The organism is Neisseria subflava (assembly GCF_024205705.1).
Lineage (GTDB): Bacteria > Pseudomonadota > Gammaproteobacteria > Burkholderiales > Neisseriaceae > Neisseria > Neisseria subflava_D.
This window is the reverse complement of record NZ_CP073115.1, coordinates 831,390-843,876: the sequence shown is the minus strand read 5'-3', so window position 1 is coordinate 843,876 and position 12,487 is coordinate 831,390. Positions and strand designations below refer to the sequence as shown.

General features: G+C 50.9%; 9 protein-coding genes and 1 tRNA gene. 6 read left to right on the top strand and 4 right to left on the bottom strand.

Annotated features, from left to right (window positions below; all coding sequences use genetic code 11):
* Positions 1 to 91: 91 nt before the first annotated feature.
* Positions 92 to 883 carry a formate/nitrite transporter family protein gene (locus KCG54_RS04065; RefSeq protein WP_254324737.1) on the top strand — a complete coding sequence of 264 codons (792 nt, stop codon included), beginning with the start codon at positions 92 to 94 and terminating at the stop codon, positions 881 to 883.
* Between the two features lie 152 nt (positions 884 to 1,035).
* Here the strand turns inward: KCG54_RS04065 and KCG54_RS04060 are convergent.
* Positions 1,036 to 1,112: transfer RNA gene (locus KCG54_RS04060), tRNA-Pro, on the bottom strand.
* 154 nt (positions 1,113 to 1,266) lie between these two features.
* The gene (locus KCG54_RS04055) at positions 1,267 to 2,790 is read right to left on the bottom strand and encodes a fumarate hydratase (RefSeq protein ID WP_003746217.1); all 1,524 of its coding nucleotides are present in this window, start codon (positions 2,788 to 2,790) and stop codon (positions 1,267 to 1,269) included.
* A gap of 851 nt (positions 2,791 to 3,641) precedes the next feature.
* Between KCG54_RS04055 and KCG54_RS04050 the strand changes: the two genes are divergently transcribed.
* The 5 genes from KCG54_RS04050 (at position 3,642) to trkA (ending at position 10,330) form a co-directional block, all read left to right on the top strand.
* Positions 3,642 to 4,280, top strand: a complete 639-nt coding sequence (locus KCG54_RS04050; protein ID WP_070735107.1) for a 2Fe-2S iron-sulfur cluster-binding protein — start codon at positions 3,642 to 3,644, stop codon at positions 4,278 to 4,280.
* Positions 4,280 to 5,908: an FAD-binding protein gene (locus KCG54_RS04045; RefSeq protein WP_101755114.1), complete on the top strand. Its 1,629-nt coding sequence runs from the start codon at positions 4,280 to 4,282 to the stop codon at positions 5,906 to 5,908. The genes KCG54_RS04050 and KCG54_RS04045 overlap by 1 nt, the downstream gene beginning before the upstream one ends.
* Positions 5,905 to 7,158: a complex I 51 kDa subunit family protein gene (locus tag KCG54_RS04040; RefSeq protein ID WP_254324736.1), complete on the top strand. Its 1,254-nt coding sequence runs from the start codon at positions 5,905 to 5,907 to the stop codon at positions 7,156 to 7,158. Before KCG54_RS04045 ends, KCG54_RS04040 begins: the two co-directional genes overlap by 4 nt.
* A 212-nt stretch (positions 7,159 to 7,370) precedes the next feature.
* Positions 7,371 to 8,822, top strand: a complete 1,452-nt coding sequence (locus tag KCG54_RS04035) for a DASS family sodium-coupled anion symporter (RefSeq protein WP_254324735.1) — start codon at positions 7,371 to 7,373, stop codon at positions 8,820 to 8,822.
* A 95-nt stretch (positions 8,823 to 8,917) separates the two neighbouring features.
* Positions 8,918 to 10,330, top strand: a complete 1,413-nt coding sequence (gene trkA, locus KCG54_RS04030) for a Trk system potassium transporter TrkA (RefSeq protein WP_254324734.1) — start codon at positions 8,918 to 8,920, stop codon at positions 10,328 to 10,330.
* Positions 10,331 to 10,407: 77 nt separating this feature from the next.
* Here trkA and lgt read toward each other — a convergent pair whose 3' ends face one another.
* Positions 10,408 to 11,268 (bottom strand): prolipoprotein diacylglyceryl transferase, encoded by an 861-nt coding sequence (gene lgt, locus KCG54_RS04025; RefSeq protein WP_254324733.1) that lies wholly within the window; start codon positions 11,266 to 11,268, stop codon positions 10,408 to 10,410.
* Between the two features lie 74 nt (positions 11,269 to 11,342).
* On the bottom strand, positions 11,343 to 12,473 hold the full coding sequence (locus KCG54_RS04020) for a M14 family metallopeptidase (protein ID WP_254324732.1): 1,131 nt from the start codon (positions 12,471 to 12,473) through the stop codon (positions 11,343 to 11,345).
* Positions 12,474 to 12,487 lie beyond the last annotated feature (14 nt).

Genomic DNA, 12,487 nt, shown 5'->3' with positions numbered 1-12,487 from the left:
GTACACCGGCTCCCTATAACACTACTCTACCGCGACAGTTTGTACCACCTTTAAAACAACGTTTCCTCCTCAACCCACTTTAAGGAACATCATGCCTTCGCGCGATTTATACCCACAGGAAATTTTACAGGTTGTTCTCGACAAAAGCTGCGCCAAAGCACAATCCAGCATCCCTACACTGGTAATCTTGAGCGTTTTAGCCGGCGGATACATTGGTTTCGGTTATCTTGCCTATTTAAAAGTAGTCAGCGGCATTCCGCACGAATGGGGCGGTTTTGCCACTTTACTCGGCGCAGCCGTGTTCCCTATCGCCTTGATTTGTATCCTGCTTGGCGGCGGCGAGCTGGTAACCAGCAACATGATGATCATGTCTTTAGGCAGATTGGCCGGACGGATTTCCTCCAAAATGCTGCTACGCAACTGGGTTATCGTTTGCATGGGCAATTTGGTGGGCACGCTGGCGATGGCTTTTTTCCTCGGATACTATGTCGGTATGATTGAAGGCAGCATGGCAGAAAAAACCATTGCCGTAGCGGAAGCAAAAGTCCATATGGATTTCGGCCGCGCTTTCGTATCGGCGGTTGCATGTAACTGGATGGTCTGCATGGGCGCGTGGTTGCACTTTGCCGCTAAAAACACAACCGGACGAATGCTGGCCATTTGGTTCCCAGTCATGATTTTCGTATTAAACGGCTTCCAACACCTTGTCGCCAATATGTTCGTTATCCCAGCGGGTATTCTGGCAGGCGCAAATATCACATGGGGGCAATTTTTCTTCAACATGATTCCCGTATTCTTAGGCAATGTCGTCGGTGGCGCATCCTTTGTCGGCGCGTCTTATCTTTATACTTATAAAGACATGCTGAAAGATAGTGCCGAATAGCCCTGCTTTAGAAACAACAAAACCTGCTTTTTAAGCAGGTTTTGTTTCAGACGGCATTGGTATTAAGTTTTAAAATCCATTCGGACACATTATTCAGATAAATCATCCAAACGAAAAAAGAGCCGTTTTTAAAACGACTCTTTCCAATTCTTTGGTCGGAGTGAAAGGATTCGAACCTTCGACCCCTTGCACCCCATGCAAGTGCGCTACCAGACTGCGCCACACTCCGACTCGATAAGCTGTGAATTCTAGTTTCAAACGCTGATTTTGACAAGTGCTTTTTAGAAAGGGAAATTTACTCGTTTGAAAACATTTGAATTATTTGTAAGTAAAAAAAGGCCGTCTGAAATCGTTCAGACGGCCTTTGATTATCCAGGCAAATATCAAGCTTCAACCGGAATAATACCGATTTTGGCCTGCCATTGTTTTGGCGCAATGGCGTGAACCGATTCGCCGTTGCTATCCACCGCAACGGTCACAGGCATATCTTTGACTTCAAATTCGTAAATCGCTTCCATACCCAATTCTGGGAACGCCAAGACTTTAGATGCTTTAATGGCTTTGGCAACCAAATATGCCGCGCCGCCGACAGCCATCAGGTAAACGGCTTTGTTATCGGCAATGGCTTGGCAAGTTGCTGCGCCGCGTTCGGATTTACCGATCATACCCAAGAGGCCGGTTTGTTCCAGCATTTGGCGGGTAAATTTATCCATACGGGTGGAAGTAGTCGGACCAGCCGGACCAACTACTTCGTCACGGACTGGATCAACCGGGCCAACGTAGTAAATCAGTTTGTTGGTGAAATCTACCGGCAACTCTTCGCCTTTATTGAGCATGTCAACCAGACGTTTGTGTGCGGCATCGCGGCCGGTCAGGATTTTACCGTTCAACAACAACACGTCGCCAGTTTTCCATGTGGCCACTTCTTCTTTGGTCAGATTGTTGACATCGACACGTTTGCCGTTGTCAGGGCTGTAAGTCAAATCCGGCCAGTCTTCCAAAGATGGGGCTTCCAGTTTAGCCGGGCCTGAACCGTCCAATTCAAATTCGATGTGGCGGGTTGCCGCGCAGTTTGGAATCATGGCAATCGGTTTGGAAGCCGCGTGGGTTGGGTAGTCAAGGATTTTGACATCCAGCACGGTGCTCAAACCGCCCAAACCTTGTGCGCCGATGCCCAAGGCATTTACTTTTTTGTAGAGTTCCAAGCGCAGGGCTTCGGTTGTAGACAATTCTGCACCTGAATCGGCTTTTTCTTTGAGCTCCTGAATATCGATATGGCTCATCAGGCTTTCTTTGGCCATCAACACTGCTTTTTCAGGCGTACCGCCGATGCCGATACCCAAGATGCCCGGAGGACACCAGCCGGCACCCATTTGAGGAACGGTTTTCAATACCCAATCAACGATATTGTCTGAAGGGTTGAGCATGGCAACTTTGGTTTTGTTTTCAGAACCGCCGCCTTTGGCTGCACAAGTGACTTCAACTTTGTCGCCTTTTACGATTTCCATGTGTACAACGGCAGGGGTGTTGTCTTTGGTATTTTGACGTTTGCCTGCCGGGTCGGCCAATACAGAGGCGCGCAGTTTGTTGTCAGGATAGGTGTATGCACGGCGTACGCCTTCGTTAACCATTTCCTGTACGCTCATCTCGGCGTCCCACTGTACATCCATGCCCACTTTCAAGAATACGGTCGCAATACCGGTATCCTGACAAATCGGACGATGGCCTTCGGCACACATACGGCTATTGACCAAAATCTGCGCCATCGCATCTTTGGCGGCAGGGTTCTCTTCTTTTTGGTAAGCCTTGTATAAAGCCTGAATGTAGTCTTTAGGATGGTAGTAGCTGATGAATTGAAAAGCGTCGAAAATACTTTGGATAAAGTCTTCTTGCTTGATGACGGTCATGATTGTGTTCCTTTTCGGGAGTCATGGTAGGAAGGGTTTGTTTATTTTTTTAAGAGACCGATTTTTCAGACGGCCTTCAATAGCGTAATAGTGCTTTCAAATGAATAATCCAGACAATATCATTTTCATACCTTATTGATTTAAATAGAATTTAATAACATATTGAATCACTTGGTTATTGATAACCTATATCTACTGGCCATTCACTTACATAGAAATAAAATTACATTATTTTTAAACGATAACCTTATTGCAGGCCGTCTGAAATATTTGCCCTGCACATCTAAGTAAACAATTTAATAACCTGTATTTAAAAGAGAACCATCTCCATTTCAGACGGCCATTTTATTTTTTAATACGATACACAATTGTAAAATTTATGTCATTTCCTCCCTCAACCTTCTTGACGGATGTCAAACTTATTTAATTTTCTGAAATTTTATAACAGCCTTTTCGTTTGTTTACAAAATTAATATTATCTAATATATACAATAAGTTATATATTAAACCTTAAGATATAATAATGATTTCTACTAGCAAATATTAGATTATTTTTGCAAATATACTGAAAAGGTAATTTTCTTTTACCTTTAAAATCAAATATAAATGATTAATTTGTCTAAATAATAGGCATATTTTGTTTACAATCTTCTCCTTAAGCAATACCAATTCCTCCCTATCATCAAATTCAACAAATTCTGATACACTTTGCCTTATAGAGATAAACATTGATTTTAAAAGAATTTCCGAGTAAATCACTTGGATATTTTCCTCATACGCAATAAATGTAATAAAAATACAATTAACCAAATTATCCACTATTCCAACTTCCAATTTCACAGGAACAAATCATGAGTGAAAATTTGTTAACCCTGACCATAGACGGCCACGAAGTCAAAGCTTCCGCCGATTCGTCAATCATCCAAGCCTATGCACGTTCAGGCAATGCGATTACTGCCAACGTCGGCTGCATGGGTCAAGGCGTATGCGGTTCCTGCCGCTGCATGATTCGTAAAGAAGGCGAGCGCGAGGTAACGACTGCGTTGGCGTGTGAAACCAAAGTCGAAGAAGGGATGCAGGTCAGCTTCTTGGACTACTTTATTCCGGAGCATATCCAATATTACGACGTAAGCGAGATTGGCGACGGCTGGAACTGGTTGGACGATACCGCCAAAGCCTTCCCCGAAGCGCAAAACTGTCGTCATTGCGGCGGCTGTAATCGAGCCTGTCCTAAAGGTTTGCAAGTGGAAAACGGCGTAGCGCAGGTAGTTTCCGGCGATTTCAGTGCGGCTGCGCTGACCTTTGACCAATGCGTGATGTGCAACCTCTGCACCCTCTCCTGCCCTGAACACATCCGTCCGAACCACTTGGGCTTGTTCGCCCGCCGTATGAAAGCGGCGCGCACATTGCGTCCTGTGGATTTGATGCGCCGCCTGCGCGAAATCGACAGCGGCAAAATGAAAGTCGAATTTGAAGAGGAGTCAGTGTAATGGTTAACAAAATCCAAGGCATAGACTACGAAACTGCCCTTGCCAACCTGCGTGCGTCCTCATTGGAGCTGCGCGGCGATTTACCTGAAAAAAACGAATTACTGAGCCAATTTCACCCTGACTATCAGGCAAATGCACGTGTGAAACTGCCTATCGGCCCAAACCAAGGCGATTACTGCCATCCTGATTTGGCCAAACTCTTAATCAGTCAGCCTCTGATTGACGACTATAATTTGTCGGGTGCTGAACACTTGAACACTGACGTATTGGTAATTGGCGGTGGCGGTGCAGGCGCGGCAGCGGCATTGTCTGCGACTGAAGCCGGCGCACGCGTCATCATGGCGAACAAACTGCGTATCGGCGACAGTAATACCGTGATGGCCGAAGGTGGCATTCAAGCTGCGGTCGGCGCGGAAGACAGCCTGCAACAACACTTTGACGACACCATCAAAGGCGGCCACAACGCAGGCAAAAAAGAATTGGTGGCGCAAATGGTTACCGATGCGCCGTCCGCCATTCGCTGGCTGATCGGCTTGGGCATGACTTTCGACCTTGCCAAAGGCGCGGACAGCAACGGCATGTTGAGCCGCAAACGAGCAGGTGGTACGACCGTACCGCGTATTTTGAGCTACCGCGACTTTACCGGCCTCGAAATGATGCGCGTACTGCGCGAGGCAGTCGAACTCGACGAAAACATCACCCAGCTCAACCGCCACCCCGCCATCGAATTATTGTCAGACGAACACGGTCGCTGCGTCGGTGCGATTTTGTACGATTTGGAAAAACGCTCTTTGGTGTTGGTTCATGCCAAAGCCGTGGTCTTGGCAACCGGCGGCAGCGGACGCCTGCATTTGCAAGGTTTCGCCACTTCCAACCATTATGGTGCGACTGCAGACGGCCTGGTCATGGCTTACCGTATCGGCGCCAAACTGCGCGATGTCGATTCTTTCCAATACCACCCGACCGGCGTTGCCCACCCTCCACACTTGGCAGGTGCGCTGATTTCTGAAGCCGTGCGCTCCGCAGGCACCAAACTGGTCAATGGTTTGGGCGAACGTTTCGTTGACGAATTGCAACCGCGTGACGTTGTTGCCGCTGCGATTCTGCGCGAATGCCGCGAAGGCCGCGGCGTGGTACGCGACGGACAAGTCGGCGTATTCCTCGACACCCCGCGCCTGATTGCTAACGACCCTGACGTATTAAACCGTTTGGTAACACTCGGCCACGTTGCTCACAAATGCGGCATTGACCCTGCCGTTGAGCCGGTCATGATTCATCCGACACTGCACTATCAGAACGGTGGTATCGAAATCAACGGCGACGGCGCAACCTGCGTCGAAGGCCTCTATTGCGCCGGCGAAGTAACCGGCGGTATTCACGGCCGCAACCGCCTGATGGGCAATGCGCTTTTGGACATCATCAGCTTCGGTCGCCGTGCCGGTAAGGCCGCGGCAAATTGCGGCCTGCCGTTGAAAAAAGTACGTGGCGGTGTCGGACACGTCCACGACCTGCAACGCGAAATGACCCGCGCCGGTCTGACCAGCGACATCAAAGCCCCCGTTTTATATCCCGACTACGGCAAATTCGATTTGCGCGAACACGCCGGTTTGCAGGAGCAACAATCATGAATCAAGCCAATCAAAACTTACTGCATCCTTCCCGCCAAGTCGGCGCAGATTTAGCCGCTTGGCGCAAAGTCGGCGGCGGCGAAGGCCTGCTGGCTGCGCTTGCCGATCCTCAAAGCATTGTTTCCAAACTGCAAGATGCCAATCTTTGCGGTATGGGCGGTGCAGGTTTCCCGACTTGGCGCAAATGGGAGGCCGCCGTTGCCGCCCAAAGCAAAAATGGCGACAAATACGTTGTCTGCAATGCCAACGAAGACGAACCGGGTACATTTAAAGACCGCGTACTATTGGCAAATACGCCGCACCAAGTCATCGAAGGCGTCCTGATTGCCGCCGTTGCCTGCCGTGCCAACAAAGCGATTTTGTACGTCAATCCGCATCAAACCGACTCCATCGCTTCCATCACACCGGCCATTGAGCAATGGAAAAACAGCGATTTGTTTATCCGTATTGAAAACTACTTGGGTAAACCTTTGGACTTGCAACTGGTTGAAACCTCAGGCCGTTATATCGGCGGCGAAGAAACTGCCGTGATTTCATGGCTGGAAGGCGGTTTCCCCTTCCCGCGCCGCAAGCCGCCGTTCCCTGCCGAAAGCGGTGTCAACGGTGAACCGACCTTAATCAACAACACCGAAACCTTCGCCAATATTCCACAAATCCTTGCTAAAGGTGCGGAATGGTACAAATCTTTGGGTTTGGGCGATGCAGCCGGTACGAAACTCTACTCACTCTCCGGCGACGTATTGAACCCGGGCCTGTACGAACTGCCGATGGGCACGACCCTGCAATCGCTGATTTACGATCACGGCGGCGGTATGCTCGAAGGCCGTACGTTTAAAGCCGTATTTACCGGCGGCCCGTCCAATACGCTTTTGACCGTAAAAGATTTGGATGTGCCTTTGGACTTCGTTTCCGTGCGCGAACGCAAATCCAGCCTCGGTACCGGCGCGATGATTGTGATTTCCGAAGGCACCAGCGTGGTGCGCAAAGTAGCCGAATATGTGGAATTTTTTGCTTCCAACTCATGCGGTCAATGCCCGCCGTGCAAAGGCGGCACATTCCAACTTTCCCGCCTGCTCAACCGCGTGGACACCGGTATCGGCACTTCCGACGACCTGCGCGCCTTGCAAAGCCTGTGCCAACTGTTGCCACGAAGCGGCCGTTGCGGTTTGATTGACGGCGCGGTTACCGTGTTGCAAAGCTCGCTGCGTACCTTCCCCGAAGAATACGGCCTGCCACAAGAACAGGAGTAAAACGGCGTTGTTTTCAGACGGCCTGTTACTGTAAAGGCCGTCTGAAAAACGATACCCAAATCCCTTTCTCTTCTTTCCAAGATGGAAGAGAAACCCAATAAGAAAAATACCTTCCGAACCTACCAAAACACGTTCAGACAAGCTTAAGCAACACTCAGGCCGTCTGAAAACCGATTTCCCAATACTTCAATCCTCAAATTAGGAGATTCAACATGGGCTTCAAGCCAATTCCTGCTGCGGTCGCACTTGTGCTGACGCTGCTTATCTGGTTCGTTATCCCCGTTCCTCAAGGCGTATCGCCTGACGCATGGCATCTTTTGGCATTGTTCGTCGGCATCATCGCTGGCATCATCGGCAAAGCCATGCCTATCGGCGCAATGGCGATTTTGGGCATTACCTTGGTTGCACTGACCGGCGTGACCAACGAAAAAGCCGCAGACGCAACCAAAGACGCTTTGAGCAGCCTCAACAACTCACTCATCTGGATGATCGGTATCGCCATCATCATCTCGCGCGGCCTGTTGAAAACCGGCTTGGGTATGCGTATCGGCTACCTTTTGATTTCCCTCTTCGGCAAACGCACGCTGGGCGTAGGTTACAGCTTGGCACTGGCCGACTTGGTCATCGGTCCGGTAACGCCAAGTAATACCGCGCGCGGCGGCGCAATCGTGCATCCGATTATGAAATCCATTGCCTTGAGCTTCGACTCCGACCCAGAAAAAGGGACGGAAGGCAAAATCGGTAAATACCTTTCACTGGTCAACTTCCACTCCAACGTGATTACCTGTCTGATTTTTATCACCGCCACCGCACCTAATCCGCTGGTGGTCGAATTGGTTGCCAAAGCCACCAATTCGCAAATCCAACTCTCTTGGGGTACTTGGTTCTTGGCGATGGTCGTACCCGGCCTGCTTGCTATGCTCCTGATGCCGCTGGTACTGTATTTCCTGTATCCGCCCGAAATCAAACAAACCCCTAACGCCACTGCATTGGCAAAAGAGCATTTGGCTGCCATGGGACCAATGAAGCGTGAAGAAAAAATCATGCTGGGTATTTTTCTGGTTCTGCTGCTGTTGTGGGCAGGTATTCCTGAGATGCTGTTCGGCGTGAAAGTTGACGCTACCGCCACCACCTTCCTCGGCTTGAGCCTGTGCCTTTTGACCGGTGTACTGACTTGGGATGACGCGCTGAAAGAAAAAAGCGCATGGGACACCATCGTTTGGTTTGCGGCCTTGGTGATGATGGCAAACTTCCTCAACAAACTGGGCCTCATCAGTTGGTTGTCCGACTCCATGCAAAGCGGTATCGCCCACATGGGCTTGGGTTGGGAAGCCGGTTGTGCCCTATTGATGCTGGCCTACCTCTACGCCCACTACGTTTTCGCCAGCGGTACGGCACACGTTACCGCCATGTTCGGCGCATTCTACGGCGCAGGCTTGTCCTTGGGCGCACCACCGATGCTGTTTGCCCTGATTATGGCAGCCGCTACCGGCATCATGATGTCACTGACCCACTATGCCACCGGTTCTGCACCTGTCATTTACGGCTCAAACTACGTCAACATGACCGAATGGTGGAAAGCCGGCTTCATCATGAGCGTGGTCGAAATTCTGATTTTCAGCACTGTCGGCATCTTGTGGTGGAAAGCCTTGGGCTATTGGTAATCCTTTAGCCGATTGAAAAATCAGGCCGTCTGAAAACTCCAATTTCAGACGGCCTTTTGTTACAATTTCATTTTTACCGAACACACTCAATTACCGTGAAAATACTCATCCTCGGCAGCGGCCAAGTCGGCTCGACCGTCGCTCAAAACCTTGCCTCCGTTCCCAGCAACGACGTTACCATCATCGACATCGACGAAAAAGCGCTCAACCGTATCAGCAGTCGCCTCGATGTCCAAACCATCGTCGGCAACGGCGCATCGCCCTTTACCCTCGAACAGGCAGGCGCGGCAGACTCCGACCTTTTGCTTGCCTTGACCCGCAGCGACGAAACCAACATCGTTGCCTCCAAAATCGCCGCCGACCTATTCAACATCCCCAGCCGCATCGCACGCGTGCGCTCAAGCGAATACCTCGAATATCCGGTTGCCGGCAGCGACAACCCCGAAGAAGGCAGCCTCAACATCTTCGGCATTACCGAAACCATCAGCCCCGAACAGCTAGTTACCGAACAACTCGTCGGCCTGCTCAACTACACCAGCTCATTACAGGTACTCAGTTTCGCCAACGATAAAGTGCGCATGGTGATTGTTCAAGCACGCAAAGGCGGTTTGCTGATCGGCCGTGAAATTGCCGACATCAACCAACACCTGCTCGAAGGCGCGGACTGCCAAATCTGCGCCATCTACCGCAACAACCGCCTGATCGTCCCAACGCCGCAAACCGTCATCATCGAAGGCGATGAAGTCCTGTTTGCCGCCGACATCAACAGCGTTGAAGCCATCATGCGCGAATTGCGTCCGAAAGAAGCGCGCACCCGCCGCATCATGATTGCCGGCGGCGGCAACATCGGCTACCGCCTCGCCAAGCAGCTCGAGTCCAAATACGACATCAAAATCATCGAATACAAACCCCACCGCGCCGAATGGCTGGCCGAGAATCTGGACAACACCCTCGTCCTGCAAGGTTCCGCCACCGATGAAACCCTGTTGGACGAAGAATACATCGACGAAATCGACGTCTTCTGCGCGCTGACCAATGATGACGAAAACAACATCATGTCCAGCCTGTTGGCGAAAAACCTTGGTGCCAAACGCGTAATCACCATTGTCAACCGCTCAAGCTACGTCGATTTGCTCGAGGGTAACAAAATCGATATCGTTGTTTCCCCCCATCTGATTACCATCGGCTCTATTCTCGCCCACATCCGCCGTGGCGACGTCGTTGCCGTCCATCCTTTGCGCCGCGGTACGGCCGAAGCCATTGAAGTGGTGGTACACGGCGATAAAAACACTTCCGCCATCGTCGGCCGCCGCATCAGCGGCATCAAATGGCCGAGCGACTGCTACATCGCCGCCATCGTCCGCGGCGCAACCGGCGAAGTCATCATGGGACACCACACCGAAACCATCTTGCAAGACGGCGACCACATTATCTTCTTCGTCTCACGCCGCCGCGTCCTGCCGGAGTTGGAAAAACTCATTCAAGTCAAAATGGGCTTTTTCGGTTAAACTCGAAATCCGTTTGCTTGAAGCCATAAAAAGGCCGTCTGAAAACCTTTTCAGACGGCCTTTATTCATTGTTTTATTTATGCTTTGGCAACGCTGTTTTTACGGCCAAACCAAACAAAACCAATCGCACCCAATACAATCATCGGCACGCTCAACCATTGACCCATAGACAAACCCAAAGTCAACAGGCCGAGATAGTCGTCAGGCTGACGGGCAAATTCGGCAATAAAGCGGAACAAACCGTAACCGCCCAAGAACAATGCCGCCGTTTGACCGGCCGGACGCGGTTTTTTCGAGAAAATCCAAACGATGACAAACAGGCAAATGCCTTCAAGGGCAAACTGGTAAAGCTGAGACGGGTGGCGCGGCAGCATACCGTATTGTTGCAGCCATTCGGCCCACAAAGGATTGTGCGCCGCAGCTTCCGCATCTTCGTAACGCGCTTGCGGGAAACCCATTGCCCAGAAAGCATTGAGTTCGGTCACGCGTCCCCAAAGTTCGCCGTTGATAAAGTTGCCGATACGGCCGGAAGCCAAGCCCAGCGGTACGAGCGGCGCAACGGTATCCATCAATTTCAAGATACTGATGTTGTGCTTGCGACCAAACAGCCACATGGCAACGACCACGCCCAAGAAGCCGCCGTGAAACGACATGCCGCCTTCCCAAACTTTGAAAATATCCAACGGGTTGGCAAGATAATCGGAAAATTTATAAAACAAAACGTAGCCGATACGGCCGCCCAAGATCACGCCCAAGATACCCCAAGTCAGGAAATCGTCGAGCATTTCTTTGGTAAACACAGAATTGCCCTGCGCGATACGACGGCGGCCCAAAATCGTAAACAGGATAAAGCCGACGATATAGCTCAAGGCATACCAGCGGATGGCAAGCGGGCCGATGCTGATCAGCACCGGATCAAACTGGGGATGTATTATCATGATGTGTGTTCCTTATCTCAAAGGCCGTCTGAAAGCCTGAACTTTCAGACGGCCTGTATGCGGTGTCGGATGGTTTAACGCAAATCGCCAACCACATTCAAAATAGCAGACAACATTGCCTCGCCCAAGCGCAGCGAGCGTTGGCCGTTCCAGCCGAAATCGTCGTCCGGCAGGTTGGCATTGTCTTTAAACGGCATTTCCAAAGTATAGGCAAGGCAGTTGAAATGATTGCCGACCCAGTTGGTCGCCAAAGTCATGTTTGCCTGACCCGGCGCATCTTTGTCATAGCCGTAATCGTCTTGGAAATCTGGGCTGGCATTGAGCAACGCCAGTTTGAATTGGTCTTCCAAGGCTTCGATGCGCTCGTTGTAGTTCGGCACGCCTTCGGTACCGGCCACAAAGACAAACGGCAGACCTTCATCGCCGTGAATATCCAAGAACAAATCCACGCCGGTTTCCATCATTTTTTCGCGGACGGAAAAGACTTCGGGGCTTCGCTCCAAAGTCGGGTTTTCCCATTCGCGGTTGAGGTTGGCGCCGGCGGCATTGGTGCGCAGGTTGCCCAATACCGAACCGTCCGGATTCATATTCGGCACAATGTAGAAAGTCGCACGGTCAAGCAGCATGCGCGCGGTCGGATCTTGCGGATCAAGCAGGCGGCCCAGCAAACCTTCGACAAACCATTCCGCCATGGTTTCGCCCGGATGTTGACGGGCGATAATCCAGACTTTCATGTCGCTTTCGACTTGGTTGCCGATGGTCAGAAGATTGATGTCTCGGCCTTGAACGGTGCTGCCCAAATCGTCGATACGGCACAAACCGCTGCCCTGCGCATCGCCCAAAAGGTTCAAATGCTGCTCGTGGGAATAAGGCTCGAAATAGGCGTAGTAAACGCTGTTGGACAAAGGCGTATGGTTGATGGTCAACACGCCGTTTTCATAGCTAGTCGGCACGCGGAACCAATTTTGGCGGTCGTAAGAGGCGCAAGCCTGATAGTCCTCCCAGCCCAAAGGATACGCAGCGTCCGCCGCATTTTCAAAATGCATCACGCAGTTTTGATAGGCCGCACCCTGCAAACGGAAGTAAAACCATTGGGCAAACTCCGAAGCATTGTCGGGACGCAGAGCGAGGCGGATATCGGCAGGGTTGCTCAAGTCTTTGACAACGACCGAACCGGCATCGAATTGGGTGCTGATTTTCATCATGGGTATCCTTAGTA

Coding starts and splice junctions, on each gene's coding strand:
- KCG54_RS04065 (WP_254324737.1), top strand. CDS start 92: ATGCCTTCGCGCGATTTATACCCACAGGAAATTTTACAGGTTGTTCTC.
- KCG54_RS04020 (WP_254324732.1), bottom strand. CDS start 12,473: ATGATGAAAATCAGCACCCAATTCGATGCCGGTTCGGTCGTTGTCAAA.
- KCG54_RS04050 (WP_070735107.1), top strand. CDS start 3,642: ATGAGTGAAAATTTGTTAACCCTGACCATAGACGGCCACGAAGTCAAA.
- KCG54_RS04035 (WP_254324735.1), top strand. CDS start 7,371: ATGGGCTTCAAGCCAATTCCTGCTGCGGTCGCACTTGTGCTGACGCTG.
- KCG54_RS04045 (WP_101755114.1), top strand. CDS start 4,280: ATGGTTAACAAAATCCAAGGCATAGACTACGAAACTGCCCTTGCCAAC.
- KCG54_RS04040 (WP_254324736.1), top strand. CDS start 5,905: ATGAATCAAGCCAATCAAAACTTACTGCATCCTTCCCGCCAAGTCGGC.
- lgt (WP_254324733.1), bottom strand. CDS start 11,268: ATGATAATACATCCCCAGTTTGATCCGGTGCTGATCAGCATCGGCCCG.
- KCG54_RS04055 (WP_003746217.1), bottom strand. CDS start 2,790: ATGACCGTCATCAAGCAAGAAGACTTTATCCAAAGTATTTTCGACGCT.